Raw genomic sequence first — 13,979 nt, 5'->3', positions numbered from 1 at the left:
CGCCTGAAGGAAGATCGACGACTTGCACCCTCGTTGATCTTCCATCTTTTTGACTTGCCGACATCCGCACAACACCTTGGTTGAACTTGCGGATGACGAAACCGTCCTAGCGCATTTCCGTTGGAGCATCCGCACCGATTATTGTTAAACCGGACGTCAGCACATCGGAAACGACCTGTACTAGCCCTAGCCTTGCTAGAGACAATTCTGGATCGTTAACCTTAATAAAACGTAAGTCTGTGTTCTCGGTGCCCTTATTCCACTGAGAATGGAAGGCGCTGGCGAGGTCATAGAGGTAAAAAGCGAGGCGATGTGGCTCCTGATGCGTCGCCGCAGCTTCGATCAGGCGCGGGTATTCTGCGAGCTTGCGAACGAGTGCTATTTCACTCTCATCGGTCAGCTTGTCGAAGTGTCCGGCCATCGATACGCGATCAAGATCGCTCAATCCAAGCTGGTCAACAGCCTGACGGAAAACCGAATGGCAACGTGCCGAAGCATATTGCACGTAGAAGATCGGATTGTCCTTGGACTGCTCAGTCACTTTCGCAAAATCGAAGTCGAGCGGCGCATCGTTCTTCCGATAAAGCATCATGAAACGAACCGGATCGCGGCCAACCTCATCCACCACTTCACGCAGCGTGATGAATTCACCCGAACGCTTCGACATACGCACAGGTTCGCCATCGCGAAACAGTTTCACCAGCTGGCAAAGCAGAACGGTGAGCTTTGCCTTGCCGTCAGAAACAGCCCGTGCAACAGCTTCGAGACGCTTGACGTAACCGCCATGATCGGCGCCCAGCACATAAATCATCTCATTGAAGCCGCGATCATACTTGTCTTTGAAGTAAGCAACGTCAGCAGCAAAATAGGTGAATGTGCCGTCAGACTTCATCAGTGGACGATCGATATCATCCCCCACTTCGGTCGAGCGGAACAAGGTCTGTTCACGATCTTCCCATTCTTCCGGCAACTGTCCCTTTGGCGGAGGCAGCTTTCCCTTGTAGACGTGGCCCTTTAGCGTCAGATCATTAATCGCAGCGCGGATGACGCGCGCATGATCGGCATGAAGATTACGCTCGGAATAGAAGACGTCATGATGCACATTCAGCGCTTCCAGGTCGGCGCGGATCATCACCATCATCGCAGCGATGGTGCGTTCTTTTACGATAGCAAAAGCCTCTTCTTCCGGCATTTCGAGAAGCTTGCTGCCAAACTCCTTGGCTAGGGTTTCGCCAACTGGAACGAGATAATCGCCCGGATAAAGGCCTGCTGGAATCTCGCCAATCTCTTCACCAAGTGCTTCGCGGTAACGCAGAATAACCGAACGTGCCAGCACGTCGATCTGTGCACCTGCATCGTTGATATAATATTCTTTGACGACGTCGAAGCCCGCAAATTTCAACAGATTTGCCAGCACGTCACCGACGACCGCGCCACGGCAATGGCCAACATGCATTGGGCCTGTCGGGTTCGCTGAAACGTATTCGACGTTGACTTTGGTGCCCGTGCCAAGCTTCGAGCGTCCAAAATCGGTGCCTTCATTGAGCATCGATGCCAATTCGCGCTGCCAATAGGTGTCTTTCAGGCGCAGATTGATGAAGCCCGGACCTGCAACATCAACCGTGGCGACATCCTTGTCGGACTTCAGCGCATCGGCGATCGCAGTGGCAAGTTCACGCGGGTTCTGACCCACAGCTTTGGAAAGCACCATGGCGGCATTGGTGGCAATATCACCATGCGACGCGTCGCGCGGTGGTTCCACACTGATACGCGACAAATCTAGATCGCAGCCATCTTTCGCTTTCAGATCAATATCTTGCAACGTTTTTTTAATACGCGCGTCGAAATCTGCAAAGATATTCATGGTTCGTCCTGTCAGGCTTCCGTCCGGTTATAGTTATGATTTCCGGCGTCGGCTCGTCATAAAAATAGCAAAGATCCCGACGCTTTTAAGCTCCAGGACCCGCTTCGTCCCGACCCGATTAAGCTAAATCGGGTGTATGGTCAAACAATCGTCGGTGTTCTCGCACTGCATAATTGTCAGTCATACCGGCCAGATAGTCGGCGACACGACGAGCACGGCCCGCCTCATCAAGCGTTTCGCAGCCCGATTGCCATTCCGCTGGCATGATGGTGGTATCATCAAAACAAATATCGAACAGGTCTTGCACGATTTTATCGGCTGCATGCCTGCGAACAACGACGCTGTCGTGAAAATAGAGGTTCTTGAACAAAAAGCGCTTCAGGACTTTTTCTTCGTCCCTCATCGTATCCGAGAAGCCCACAAGCGCGCGCGGTTGTGCGTGCACATCCTCTAAATTCTGAGGATTGGCAGCAGTGATACGGCGCTGAGATTCAGCAATCACGTCTTCGACCATGATGGTGATTTGCCGACGGACCAGTTCATGGCCCGTACGCACAGGATCAAGCGCGGGATAGCGCGTCTTTACCAGATCGAGCAAGCGCTTGGTCAACGGCACTTCGTCGAGACCTTCTAGCGTCAGCAGGCCGGAGCGCAGGCCGTCGTCGATATCATGAGCGTTGTAAGCAATATCGTCTGCGATGGCAGCACATTGCGCCTCAAGGCTCGCAAAGCGCGACAATTCGAGATCATAGCGTTCATTAAAATCGAGGATGGGCAGTGGAACCGGCTCATCTGAATGTGAGGCAAAGGGACCGACCAACGGACCATTATGCTTTACCAGCCCTTCGAGGGTTTCCCACGAGAGGTTTAGCCCGTCAAAATCCGCATAGCGGTGTTCAAGCTTCGTCACAATACGCAGGGACTGCGCGTTATGGTCAAAGCCACCATAGAGCTTCATACGCTCATTGAGCGCTTCTTCGCCGGTATGACCGAACGGCGTATGTCCAAAATCATGCACAAGGGCCACGGCCTCCGCGAGATCTTCATCCAGTCGCAAAGCACGCGCCAGCGCGCGGGCAATCTGCGCCACCTCGATGGTATGGGTCAGACGGGTTCGATAGTGATCGCCTTCATGGGCAATGAAAACCTGCGTCTTATGTTTGAGGCGACGAAAGGCCGTCGAGTGAATGATTCGGTCGCGATCGCGCTGGAAAGGCGTTCGCGTTGCGCTTTCAGGCTCAGGAACCAGCCGTCCACGGGTCAGGGCAGGATTGCAGGCGTAGGGCGCGCGTTCGCGATAACCGAAGCCAATTCCTTCCAGCGATCCAATTCCTTCCGGGGACATTGCGATGCATTCCTCACTGTAATATGATTACGCTAAATTCAGGTGGACATTGACTTCCACACGTTGCGTTCATAGCTATCAGTTAAACATGAAGGCAAGTACGCGTTTGTTGGAAATTCTGGACAATTCCCAATTGGTTCAATCCAGCATAGGCGACAGCAAGCGGAACAAGGCAGATGACAGACATTACCGTTTCTGAATCCGCAGCCAAGCGGATTGCAAAAATTATCAGTTCCGAACCGGGCAAAACCGCACTTCGCGTTTCTGTCGAGGGCGGCGGCTGCTCTGGCTTTTCTTACAAGTATGATCTGGTTGACGATCAATCCGATGATGACATCGTCATCGAAAAGCTTGGCGCCAAGGTACTGATCGACTCGATCTCCGTTCCTTACATGGATGGTTCCCAGATCGATTTCGTCGACGACCTGATGGGACAATCGTTTCAGATCCGCAATCCGAACGCCACGGCATCCTGCGGCTGCGGCACAAGCTTCGCAATCTGATTAATTCCAAAGTTCGAAAAGAAACCGGCTGCATAATGCAGCCGGTTTTGTTTTATCAGGCTTTAAAGCATTTCCAGCAAAAGTGCGAAGCGGCTTTGCGTTGGATAATGCGTAAAAACAAAAATTAAAGCGGCTCCTACGATTCAGTCTGGACTGGAGCCGCTTTAACAGATGAAACCGTCGCATCGATGTGGTCGACCAGCGCATCCGGTAAACCAAGACGACCAGCCAGCATATCGAGATATCCACGCTCTGAACGGCTGTCGGGGTCGATGGTCAGACGCGAAGCGGTATAAAGCTCGACCTTCTGTTCTTCAGTCTGAGCAGCGGCTACCAACGCATCGATATCAATCGGATCAGCGAGTTCCTTCTCAAAGAAAGCTTCCGCTTCATCATCAAGGCCTGAAATCTGAACCTTTTCCATGATGCGTGCGCGTTCCGCATCATCGATATGGCCGTCAGCCTTCGCAGCAGCAATCATTGCCTGCACAAGCGTCAGTGCAAAACTGTTGCTCATGGTCGGCGACTGCGGATGAAACGGAGAATCTGCCGGTGGCGGCGGAAGCAATACAGGCTGCCCTGCTGCCTGTGGTTCTGCGGCCTGCGGCGCGGTTTCTGCGGTCTGCGGCGCTTGGCCAGACTTGTAATTCTTGTAGGCGAGATAACCCAGACCAGCGATAGCTGCGATACCGCCTGCTGTCGCTACATTACCGGCGAGCTTGCGTCCGGTCTTTGTACCGAGAATTGCGGCAGCAATTGCGCCAGTAGCCAAGGGGTTTTTCTTGGCCAGATCGGTGGCCTGCCCTGCCTTATCGCGAACGCTTCCAGACATGCCGGGAATTTGTGATCCCAGAAACTGATCGAGAAGCTTTTTGGCGTCGAACATTCAAATCTCCTGTTTGGCTACTGTTGTTGGGAGATAGGAATGCGAAAGCGGCAATACAAATGGCCTTTGAATAATAATCGGACCAATTCGAAATTCTGTGATGGAGCGAGGGCAGCGCTTGCCCTCACCTCGTCTTCCGCCTAATCATTTGTTCATGAAAATCGCGACATGGAACATTAATGGCGTCAAGGCGCGTATCGAAAACCTCCAGCATTGGCTGAAGGAATCGTCGCCTGATATCGCCTGCCTTCAGGAAATCAAGTCGGTGGATGATCTGTTCCCGCGACTAGAGATTGAAGCGCTCGGCTATCACGTCGAAACTCATGGTCAGAAGGGCTTTAACGGGGTCGCTATCCTTTCCAAAAAATCGCCTGATGAAGTCAATCGCGGGTTACCCGGCGATGACAGCGATGAACAGGCGCGCTTCATTGAAGCCGTTTTCTCGACGGAAAAGGGTGTTCTCCGTGTGGTGTCGCTATATTTGCCCAACGGTAATCCGGTAGATACAGAGAAATTCCCTTACAAGCTTTCCTGGATGCAGAGGCTGGAAAACTGGGCGAAGAGCCGACTTGAACTGGAAGAGCCACTTGTTCTCGCTGGCGATTATAACGTCATCCCGGAGCCTAATGACGCGAAAAACCCGCAGCAATGGCTCGGTGACGCGCTGTTTCAGCCGCAATCACGTCAGGCGTTCCGTCGGCTTGAAAATATGGGCTTTACCGAAACAGTTCGTGCGGCAACGGATGAAGACGGCGTCTATACATTCTGGGATTATCAGGCCGGTGCGTGGCAGAAGAACAATGGCATTCGCATCGATCATCTGTTGTTGTCGCCGGAAGCGGCAAACCATTTCGTTTCAACAGATATCGAAAAACACGTCAGAGCGTGGGAAAAGCCGTCAGATCATGTGCCTGTGACGGTAACATTGTCCGTCTGATCTCACGATTGGGAGCTTTGTTAAATGCAAAGCTCATTCTTCAGTTGTTAGAGCATTTCCAGCAAAAGTGCGAAGCGGTTTTGCGCTGGATAATGCGTAAAAACGAACAGATAGAGCGGTTCCAACGATTCATTCTTAACTAGAGCTGCTCTAAAAGTCGCCTTTGGCAACATAGTTGCTGGAGAGAGCTATGGCATTGCGGCGGTCAGCTTCACCGGCGATTGAGAAAGCCTGTTCCTGCATATCGCGAATCCAGGTGCAATCCTCCGTCGGGCAACGCTCGAACGCTGCGGTGAGCATGGCAAGGCCGCGAACGGTCTTTCCAGCCTGAAACAGCATATTGCCCAGCATGGCCTGCGCGCTTGCATTCCCCTTCTTGGCTGCAAGCTGGAACCAACGAGCCGCCTGCATTGAATTGCGTTCTCCGCCCTCGCCGTCCAGTAGCATCTTGCCAAGTTCATACTGAGCAGCAGGATCGCCAAAGTTGGATGCAGCCTGCACATAGAGGTTACGTGCGAACTTTGGATCAGAATCAACCGGGGAACCCGGAATACCGCGCCTTACATAGCCTGCGAGTGCGACCAGCGCATCAGCGACATAGGGTTCGTTCTCAGAACCCGGTTCTGCACCGTCGCGGACGATCTTTTCAAAAATCTGATAGGCTTCATAATCGTTCTCTGCAACGCCGTCGCCATCGGCATACATGCGAGCAAGCTTCCACTTGGCACCCTGATGACCACGTTCAGCTGCATAACGCAGCGCCTTGATGGCTTCGTCCTTGTGGCCGCTCTTATAGGCAGAGAAACCGAACTTGAAGAGTTCGAACGGACTACGTGATTTTTCAGAGTCATCGTTCAGATCAAATGCCGAAGCGCTGTTGCAGACAATGGCCAAGCCAAGTGCCGCAGCGATAAGGGGATATGAAAAACTGCGAATACGCATCACAACGCTGGTCTTTCACATTGGGTAGAAGTTGATGACATAAGTGACAGAGTACATTGTCTTTTCGTCAACACTGCGACCCGATTTTGACGGAATAAAGCTCGGCTATTGCCAGAAACACGAAATGAAAACGGAGCAGTCTTTTCGCTGCTCAAAAACGGATCGTTGTGAAACAATGCGTCGTTCTTCATTTCTTCCTGTCCTGAGGGAACTAACGTTTCCCGGAGTTGTTAATAGCTTTTGCCTTTCCTATCCGGTGACGCTTCTTTGTGGCGGGAAATGGGCAAAATGTGTCTCCCGTCTTTCTAGCCTAAAGCAATGGTAAAGACTGTTGCTGAATCAACACAAAATGAAATGTTGTTGGCCCCAATTAGTTGTGGTGACCCATTGGTGCAGGAGCGATGGAATTTCGCAAAGCCACCGGATGAGTTATGATCTGACGAAGGTCGGGGGCAGCAGATAATGAGCAACAGACGGCGCTATTACCGGCGACCATATCAGACAGGACAAAGAAGAAGAGGTGGAGCTTTCCGCAGCATCTTCTTAACTTTGCTTATCTTTTCCGCTCTCGTTGCAATTATCGTATCTCTGCCAGTCAACCGTCAGCCCAAAGAATCATTGGCGGGCACCGTCTATGTTATTGATGGCGACACCGTCATTCTCAACAAGGTTCACATCCGCCTTTTGGGTATCGACGCACCGGAGATGGAGCAAAGCTGTCAGACCGGTGAACGCACCTATCTCTGCGGTCGGGAAGCGCGCAATGCGCTGCGCGGCAGAATCAGCGGAGCTGCGATTCGCTGCGAAAAAGAAGGGATTGATAAATACGGGCGAGATCTCGGGCGATGCTATCTTGGTGAGACCGATCTTAACCGTTGGATGGTGGAACAGGGCTGGGCTGTCTCTTATGGCGACTATAGAAGCGAAGAGGTCGTCGCCCGCCGTGAAAAACTTGGGTTATGGGCGGGTAGCTTTGAAGCACCTTACCAATGGCGCAAAGAGCATCAGAAGCCAAATGTAGAGGCGGAAACGGGCCACGAGGCGCCCTCATCCGATGCAATCAGCGATGTGATCAACTATATCAGAGGCTGCGTCTCTGCTCTGTTCAACTCTCTCTGGTCTGGAGCCCAATAGGAATAATGGAAAATCTGGACGAGCTAAGGCACTCGATCCGGGCCTGTCGGATTTGCCGTGACACGCCTCAGTTTCTGCCACCTCTGCCGCACGAACCCAATCCGGTATGTATAATCTCGGATACTGCACGCATTGCGATCTGTGGGCAGGCTCCGGGCATTCGAGTGCATAACAGCTCCCTGCCGTTTAACGACCCTTCCGGTGACCGCTTGAGGCAATGGCTCGGCACAACACGCGAAGAGTTTTACGATCCGGCGCGTTTCGCAATTGTGCCAATGGGTTTCTGCTTTCCTGGTTATGACAAACAGGGCGGTGATCTTCCCCCGCGCCGCGAATGTCGTCAGACTTGGCACGACCGCGTCTTTGCTTCTATGCCGCAACTCGAGTTCATTCTTGTCGTCGGGCAGTATGCACTCGCCTATCATTTGCCCGAATGGCGCAAAACCAGCCTCACAGAAACAGTCCAGAACTGGCGCAGCTTTATGGAAACGCCGAATTCTGCCGGACGAACAGTTTTACCTCTGCCGCACCCATCCTGGCGCAACAGCGGCTGGCTCAAACGGAATCCTTGGTTTGATCAGGAAGTCGTTCCTCTCCTTCGCCAAAAAGTCCGTCACCTGATCGACGTTAGAAAATAAATTTTAGATCCTTTATTTTCATTAGAATAAATTTCCTGTAATTTCGGATGAATGCGAACCATAAGGTATGAAGTTTCATTGATCCGGAAAGTTCGGGAAACGATTTCTAATACCGGGATAAAAAACGTATGGACAGGCTCGACAGAAAAATACTGCGCTTACTGCAGGAAGACGCAACACTGGCGGTAGCAGATGTCGCCAAGAAGGTTGGCCTCTCCACAACCCCTTGCTGGCGCCGCATCCAGAAACTCGAGGAAGACGGCGTCATTAAGCGCCGCGTCGCAATCCTCGACCCTGTACGCGTCAACACACGCGTTACCGTATTCGTATCAGTGCGTACCAGCTCGCACAGCAATGAATGGTTGAAGCGCTTCTCGGAAGTGGTTCAGGAATTCCCTGAGGTCATCGAATTTTACCGCATGAGCGGTGATGTCGATTATCTGCTGCGTATAGCAGTGCCAGATATTGCGGCCTATGACGCGTTTTATAAACGCCTTATCAGCAAGATCGAAATTCGTGATGTGTCCTCATCCTTTGCGATGGAGCAGATCAAGTACACGACCGAACTGCCGCTCGACTACATGGTTCTGGACAAAGAAAACAATTAAAAGCTTTCATCACAGCTGAAAAAGCCCGGAGAATTCCGGGCTTTTTTGTGTTCATTTTGTGGTGCTTGTGACACCAGCTTGTTCAAATGTTGCCATTCCGCTATGGCAAAGCGCTGCGGCCTTGACGATACCAGCGGCCAATGCGGCACCTGTACCTTCACCAAGACGCATCCCAAGATCAAGAACTGGCTTCTTGCCCATCTTTTCAAGCATCAGTCGATGGCCCGGTTCTGCCGACACATGGCCGAAAAGGCAATGGTCGAGCGCTTCCGGGTTTGCGGCGTACAGCACGGCAGCAGCCGCACTGGCCACAAAGCCATCAACGATAACGGGAATTTTTTCCATACGGGCGGCAAGAATTGCACCAGCCATAGCAGCAACCTCACGTCCGCCGAGACGACGCAGAACTTCCAGGGGATCTTTAAGATGCGCCTGATGAAGCGTGATAGCAGCACGAACTGCAGCAAGCTTGCGTTCCAAAAGATCACCCGTCGACCCCGTACCCGGCCCAACCCAATCTTCAGCAGTACCGCCGAAGAGTGCTAGGGCGATGGCTGCTGCAATCGTTGTGTTGCCGATGCCCATTTCGCCGATGCAGAGAAGATCAGTGCCGCCGGCAATGCCTTCCATGCCAAACGCCATTGTCGCCGCACAGGTACGTTCATCCATCGCCGGTTCTTCGGTGATGTCTGCGGTCGGATGTTCCAGCGCGAGGTCGAAAACCTTGAGACCAAGATCGTTGGCAATGCATATCTGGTTGATTGCTGCGCCGCCCGCAGCAAAGTTCTCGACCATCTGTGCCGTCACACTTGATGGGAACGGCGTGATGTTTCTTGCAGTCACCCCATGATTGCCTGCAAAGACAGCGACCAGCGGGCGGTTGATCTGCGGCACCGATTTGCCAGTCCATGCGGCAAGCCACGCAACAATCTCTTCAAGCTGCCCAAGTGAGCCTGCTGGCTTGGTCAGTGTCGCTTCCCGCGCACGTACAGCCGCTTCTGCACCAAGATCAGGCCCGGGCAGATTGCGGATGAGTTCACGGAAATCGTCAAAAGGAAGGCCACTGGCGCTCATATCGTCTAGTCCAATCAATCAATGGAGGATACAAAACTGTTGTGCTCGTCCTATAAGCACTTACGTAAATTTTCAAATCACCTCTTTGCGCCACACCCTATTGGCGGCAAATATTCCGGCCAGCGGCATTATAGTTCTTAAAGCGGAGCAAGCAGTTGCAGCGAAACAGCTTCATAGGAGATACAATTCGTTCTCTGGGCTTTCTGAGCCGTCTGCCTTTGCCGCATAGCTGGCTTGCAGACGCAGATGAAGGCTTGGGCGATTCGCTGAAAACGAGTATGCGCGCGTTCCCTCTGGCGGGCGCGGTTCTTGGATTTCTGGCTGGCCTCGCCCTTCTGGTATCCGATTATCTGCACCTTCCAGCGATTGTTTCGGGCTTGATCGCCGTCGGCATGCTGGCAGCGATGACCGGTGCGCTGCATGAAGATGGTCTTGGTGATACTGCGGACGGCTTCTTTGGTGCGTCAACGCCTGATCGTCGTCTCGATATCATGAAAGATTCGCGCATTGGTACCTTTGCAGCACTCGCACTCATCATCTGGACCGGTATCAAGGTTTCGCTACTTGCTGCCATTATTGATCGTGCTGGCGCATGTTATGCGGCTCTGGCGCTGATTGGTGCAGAAGCTGCAAGTCGTGCTGCAATCCTCGCTCTCTGGCACGGATCACCGTCCGCTCGCCCCGGTGGGCTCGCCGATAATCTGGGCGCACCCAAATGGGAGACACTCGTTTGCGCATGTGTAATCGCGCTGGTGGTACTGATGATAACCATCATCCCTGCAGGCGGATTAATGGCTCTCATCAAGGTGCTCATTTTCAACGTCGTGCTTTTATTTGGCTTTGCAAAACTCTGCCTGGTCAAAATTGGCGGACAAACCGGTGATACGCTGGGTGCTGCGCAACAGATCAGTGCCGTGACAGTGTTACTCGGTCTTGTCACAACGCTTTGACGTGACCACATTGACCTTATGAACGCGGCAACAATCGAATCGCCATGCATTCTGGTATGCGTGATGGACATTCAGACCGGATTTTGTCTCGGCTGCGCCCGCACACTCGATGAAATTGCCGAATGGTCCTCAATGAAGGACGATCAACGGCGAGCAATCATGGCGCTTTTACCTGCACGCCATGAAAGACTGGAAAAGAAAGAAAGCTGATGGGGCGTTTGTTCTGGATCGTGATTGCAGCAATTGCAGTTGTCATATTGTTGCTGATGGCGAACGATGACAGCGGAACTACGCTTGGCATTGCGAATGATGCCTTTGGTCAGGCTGCCTATATGGGCATCTGGGGCGTCGTGCTTGCAGCAGGTTTGCTTGGTTCGGGAATCAAGCTGAGTGACTTTGCCCGTAACATGGCCGTGTGGGCGGTCATCATCCTCGGTCTCGTCGCGGCCTATCAGTATCGCTATGAGCTTCAGGATGCGGTCAGTCGCATTACGGCCGGGCTTATTCCCGGCAGCCCTATTTCAGGCCGTGCCGCCGATGGTTCCCTTACCGTAACATTGGCAAAGTCTGCCAACGGGCATTTCGAGGTTAATGGCCGTGTGAATGATGCGCGCGTCCATTTCCTTGTCGATACTGGTGCGTCTTCTGTCGTGCTTTCAAAGGAAGACGCAGAGCGCGCAGGCATCGACACGTCATCGCTCAACTATTCGGTGCCGATCAACACCGCGAACGGAAGAGCTACCGCTGCCAGCATCACCATTGCAAAATTACAGATCGGTGACATTGAACGGCAGAATGTCCGTGCAATGGTGACACAGGAAGGACTGATGACCGGCAGTCTGCTCGGTATGAACTTCCTGCAAACGCTTGGCGGGTTCAGCGTTCGCGGCGATCAGCTTATTATGATGGATTAAAGCATTTGAGCCAAAAGCGCGAAGCGGTTTTGCGTGAGACGCGATTCCTACGATTCAGTCTTAACTGAAGCCGCTCTGGAGCGACGCGCATCTAATCGTAACCACTGCATTCGCTCTAGATTTTTTAATTGTCGCATGTTCGCGAACGCTAAATGAATCCATTTAACTGCGACATGCTCTAGGCAGCTTCGCTGCTGGCTTCCATGATAGTCGCATAGGCCTGACGCAGCACATCGCTATTCGCGCCGGGCTTGGCGGCATCTGTTGACAAGATTTGACGCCAGCGGCGCGCACCTGGCTGCCCCATGAACAATCCAACCATGTGGCGGCTTATGTGTGAAAGCCTGCCGCCATCCGCAATGTGCCGATCAACATAGTCGCACATTGCCTCAATGATTTCGGTCATATCCGTAGGCTTTTCATCATCTCCATAAATGAGATGATCGACGTCCGCGAGCAATGCCGGATTATGATAAGCGGCACGCCCAAGCATGACGCCATCCAGATGATCGAGATGCGATATCGCATCTTCCAGAGTGCTTATACCGCCATTGATACCAATGAATGGCGCATCAAGGCGCTGTTTGAGACGATAGACACGATCATAATCAAGCGGCGGAATATCGCGATTTTCCTTTGGAGACAGCCCTTTCAGCCATGCTTTGCGGGCATGAACCCAAAGCGCATCAGCGCCTGCTTCAAGAACCTGATCTGCAACTGCATCCAGTGCCACTTCCGGGTCCTGATCATCAACGCCTATCCGGCATTTGACTGTGACGGGCACCGAGACAACTTCCTTCATGGCGGCGACGCAACGTGCAACCACTTCCGGTGTCTGCATCAGACAAGCGCCGAATGTGCCGGACTGAACACGGTCAGACGGGCAGCCGACATTGAGATTGATTTCATCGTAGCCGAAGCCAGCGCCAATTCGTGCAGCTTCCTGTAATTTGACCGGATCGGAACCGCCAAGCTGCAAAGCAATGGGATGTTCCGTTACATCAAATCCCATGAGACGGTCACGTGGGCCATGGATTGCCGCATCAGCGACAACCATCTCTGTGTAGAGCAAAGCACGCTTGGAAAACAGGCGGTGAAAATAGCGACAATGGCGATCCGACCAGTCGAGCATCGGCGCAACAGAGAACCGATGATCTGGATAGTTGTGATTTTTATTTTTTATTTCAGTCATTTAAACAACAATCCTGAGAATGCGATTCATCCAGATGTTTGGCGTTTTATCTGGCTATGGGTTGATACACCCTGCATCAAGTCGCGCAAAAAGCCATAAACGAAGCAAATGATCAAGTTTTGTCGTTTGGGCCAAGGTTTTCAATATAAGAAGCTTGTGTGATTTTTCACGGTATGGCGGACGCAAAAGCAGTCAAAGACAATCATTGTGTTGAATACTGTGACTTTAGCCAATTTTCCGCATTAAGATCAAAAACCGAACACGCCCACCTGATTCTGGCTTCCGTTTCTGGCCTTAAAATTCGAGGATCTTCATTTTGACCGACCTATCTCCCTTCAACAAAACATTCGACGCTTTTCTGTTCGATATGGACGGCACAGTGCTGAGTTCCATTGCAGCAACTGAGCGTGTCTGGGGCGAATGGGCAATCCGTCATGGTATTGATCCGGTCACATTTGTTCCAACCATTCATGGCGTGCGTGCTGTCGATACCGTCCGCAGACTGGGCCTGCCACATCTTGATCCAGACACGGAGGCCAAAATCCTGCTTGATGCGGAAATGGCTGATCTGGATGGGATCGTAGCCATTGAAGGTGCGCTTGACTTCCTGAACTCGCTACCGGAAAATCGCTGGGCAATCGTTACCTCGGCACCAATTGAACTGGCGCGGCGGCGTTTGCAGGCCGCAGGCTTGCCAATGCCTAAGACAATTGTTTCCGCTGAAGATGTTGAGCGTGGAAAACCAAGCCCTGAATGCTTCCAGCTCGGTGCAAAGAGGCTCGGCTTCGATCCTCATAATTGTCTTGTGTTTGAAGATGCCCCAGCTGGCATTGTCGCTGGCGAAACCGCTGGTGCGCGCGTCGTTGTCGTAACGGCAACGCACCCGCATTCGCCGGAAACATCGCACAAAAGCATCAACAGCTATCTCGAACTTAAGCTGTCTGTGGACGATGTAACAGGGCAACTTTCACTGACAGATGCTGAGACCTGAA

At 52.4% G+C, this 13,979-nt stretch carries 15 protein-coding genes; 9 read left to right on the top strand and 6 right to left on the bottom strand.

The window, feature by feature from the left end; translation table 11 throughout:
* Positions 1–106: 106 nt before the first annotated feature.
* On the bottom strand, positions 107–1,864 hold the full coding sequence (gene argS, locus CES85_RS13800) for an arginine--tRNA ligase (RefSeq protein ID WP_095446496.1): 1,758 nt from the start codon (positions 1,862–1,864) through the stop codon (positions 107–109).
* A 118-nt stretch (positions 1,865–1,982) separates the two neighbouring features.
* Positions 1,983–3,209 carry a deoxyguanosinetriphosphate triphosphohydrolase gene (locus tag CES85_RS13795; protein ID WP_095446495.1) on the bottom strand — a complete coding sequence of 409 codons (1,227 nt, stop codon included), beginning with the start codon at positions 3,207–3,209 and terminating at the stop codon, positions 1,983–1,985.
* 176 nt (positions 3,210–3,385) lie between these two features.
* Here CES85_RS13795 and erpA point away from each other — a divergent pair, with 176 nt between their 5' ends.
* Positions 3,386–3,712, top strand: a complete 327-nt coding sequence (gene erpA, locus CES85_RS13790; protein WP_024896593.1) for an iron-sulfur cluster insertion protein ErpA — start codon at positions 3,386–3,388, stop codon at positions 3,710–3,712.
* 136 nt (positions 3,713–3,848) lie between these two features.
* Here the strand turns inward: erpA and CES85_RS13785 are convergent, their stop codons facing one another.
* Positions 3,849–4,598 (bottom strand): tellurite resistance TerB family protein, encoded by a 750-nt coding sequence (locus CES85_RS13785; RefSeq protein WP_095446494.1) that lies wholly within the window; start codon positions 4,596–4,598, stop codon positions 3,849–3,851.
* 154 nt (positions 4,599–4,752) lie between these two features.
* On the opposite strand from CES85_RS13785, the gene xth reads away from it, so the two are divergent.
* Positions 4,753–5,535 (top strand): exodeoxyribonuclease III, encoded by a 783-nt coding sequence (xth, locus tag CES85_RS13780; protein WP_095447882.1) that lies wholly within the window; start codon positions 4,753–4,755, stop codon positions 5,533–5,535.
* Positions 5,536–5,685: 150 nt separating this feature from the next.
* On the opposite strand, the gene CES85_RS13775 is transcribed toward xth, so the two are convergent.
* Positions 5,686–6,477 (bottom strand): tetratricopeptide repeat protein, encoded by a 792-nt coding sequence (locus CES85_RS13775; RefSeq protein WP_095446493.1) that lies wholly within the window; start codon positions 6,475–6,477, stop codon positions 5,686–5,688.
* 462 nt (positions 6,478–6,939) lie between these two features.
* Between CES85_RS13775 and CES85_RS13770 the strand changes: the two genes are divergently transcribed.
* From CES85_RS13770 to CES85_RS13760, 3 genes are all read left to right on the top strand, one after another.
* On the top strand, positions 6,940–7,611 hold the full coding sequence (locus CES85_RS13770; protein WP_095446492.1) for a thermonuclease family protein: 672 nt from the start codon (positions 6,940–6,942) through the stop codon (positions 7,609–7,611).
* Entirely contained in the window at positions 7,608–8,249 is a 642-nt protein-coding gene (locus CES85_RS13765) for a uracil-DNA glycosylase family protein (protein ID WP_095447881.1), read from the top strand. The genes CES85_RS13770 and CES85_RS13765 overlap by 4 nt, the downstream gene beginning before the upstream one ends.
* A gap of 128 nt (positions 8,250–8,377) precedes the next feature.
* Positions 8,378–8,857, top strand: coding sequence for an Lrp/AsnC family transcriptional regulator (locus tag CES85_RS13760; protein WP_095446491.1), 480 nt, complete (start codon positions 8,378–8,380; stop codon positions 8,855–8,857).
* Positions 8,858–8,908: 51 nt separating this feature from the next.
* Here CES85_RS13760 and cobT read toward each other — a convergent pair whose 3' ends face one another.
* Positions 8,909–9,931: a nicotinate-nucleotide--dimethylbenzimidazole phosphoribosyltransferase gene (gene cobT, locus CES85_RS13755; RefSeq protein WP_095446490.1), complete on the bottom strand. Its 1,023-nt coding sequence runs from the start codon at positions 9,929–9,931 to the stop codon at positions 8,909–8,911.
* A gap of 155 nt (positions 9,932–10,086) precedes the next feature.
* Here cobT and CES85_RS13750 point away from each other — a divergent pair, with 155 nt between their 5' ends.
* Genes CES85_RS13750 through CES85_RS13740 form a run of 3 tightly spaced genes read left to right on the top strand, consistent with a single transcriptional unit; the run spans position 10,087 to position 11,795 of the window.
* Positions 10,087–10,881: an adenosylcobinamide-GDP ribazoletransferase gene (locus tag CES85_RS13750; protein WP_095446489.1), complete on the top strand. Its 795-nt coding sequence runs from the start codon at positions 10,087–10,089 to the stop codon at positions 10,879–10,881.
* An 18-nt stretch (positions 10,882–10,899) separates the two neighbouring features.
* Positions 10,900–11,091: a DUF1289 domain-containing protein gene (locus tag CES85_RS13745; RefSeq protein WP_095446488.1), complete on the top strand. Its 192-nt coding sequence runs from the start codon at positions 10,900–10,902 to the stop codon at positions 11,089–11,091.
* On the top strand, positions 11,091–11,795 hold the full coding sequence (locus CES85_RS13740; protein ID WP_095446487.1) for a TIGR02281 family clan AA aspartic protease: 705 nt from the start codon (positions 11,091–11,093) through the stop codon (positions 11,793–11,795). Before CES85_RS13745 ends, CES85_RS13740 begins: the two co-directional genes overlap by 1 nt.
* Before the next feature lie 178 nt (positions 11,796–11,973).
* Here CES85_RS13740 and dusA read toward each other — a convergent pair whose 3' ends face one another.
* Positions 11,974–12,987 (bottom strand): tRNA dihydrouridine(20/20a) synthase DusA, encoded by a 1,014-nt coding sequence (gene dusA, locus CES85_RS13735; protein WP_095446486.1) that lies wholly within the window; start codon positions 12,985–12,987, stop codon positions 11,974–11,976.
* Positions 12,988–13,303: 316 nt separating this feature from the next.
* On the opposite strand from dusA, the gene CES85_RS13730 reads away from it, so the two are divergent.
* A complete protein-coding gene (locus tag CES85_RS13730; RefSeq protein ID WP_095446485.1) occupies positions 13,304–13,978 on the top strand; it encodes an HAD family hydrolase in 675 nt (224 codons plus the stop codon).
* Position 13,979 lies beyond the last annotated feature (1 nt).

It is taken from the genome of Ochrobactrum quorumnocens, from assembly GCF_002278035.1.
Taxonomy (GTDB): Bacteria; Pseudomonadota; Alphaproteobacteria; order Rhizobiales; family Rhizobiaceae; genus Brucella; species Brucella quorumnocens.
This window is presented reverse-complemented; position numbering and strand designations above follow the sequence as displayed.

What these genes read in the sequence shown, in the direction of transcription:
- argS (WP_095446496.1), bottom strand. Translation starts at nt 1,864, where the DNA reads ATGAATATCTTTGCAGATTTCGACGCGCGTATTAAAAAAACGTTGCAA.
- CES85_RS13795 (WP_095446495.1), bottom strand. Translation starts at nt 3,209, where the DNA reads ATGTCCCCGGAAGGAATTGGATCGCTGGAAGGAATTGGCTTCGGTTAT.
- erpA (WP_024896593.1), top strand. Translation starts at nt 3,386, where the DNA reads ATGACAGACATTACCGTTTCTGAATCCGCAGCCAAGCGGATTGCAAAA.
- CES85_RS13785 (WP_095446494.1), bottom strand. Translation starts at nt 4,598, where the DNA reads ATGTTCGACGCCAAAAAGCTTCTCGATCAGTTTCTGGGATCACAAATT.
- xth (WP_095447882.1), top strand. Translation starts at nt 4,753, where the DNA reads ATGAAAATCGCGACATGGAACATTAATGGCGTCAAGGCGCGTATCGAA.
- CES85_RS13775 (WP_095446493.1), bottom strand. Translation starts at nt 6,477, where the DNA reads ATGCGTATTCGCAGTTTTTCATATCCCCTTATCGCTGCGGCACTTGGC.
- CES85_RS13770 (WP_095446492.1), top strand. Translation starts at nt 6,940, where the DNA reads ATGAGCAACAGACGGCGCTATTACCGGCGACCATATCAGACAGGACAA.
- CES85_RS13760 (WP_095446491.1), top strand. Translation starts at nt 8,378, where the DNA reads ATGGACAGGCTCGACAGAAAAATACTGCGCTTACTGCAGGAAGACGCA.
- cobT (WP_095446490.1), bottom strand. Translation starts at nt 9,931, where the DNA reads ATGAGCGCCAGTGGCCTTCCTTTTGACGATTTCCGTGAACTCATCCGC.
- CES85_RS13745 (WP_095446488.1), top strand. Translation starts at nt 10,900, where the DNA reads ATGAACGCGGCAACAATCGAATCGCCATGCATTCTGGTATGCGTGATG.
- CES85_RS13740 (WP_095446487.1), top strand. Translation starts at nt 11,091, where the DNA reads ATGGGGCGTTTGTTCTGGATCGTGATTGCAGCAATTGCAGTTGTCATA.
- dusA (WP_095446486.1), bottom strand. Translation starts at nt 12,987, where the DNA reads ATGACTGAAATAAAAAATAAAAATCACAACTATCCAGATCATCGGTTC.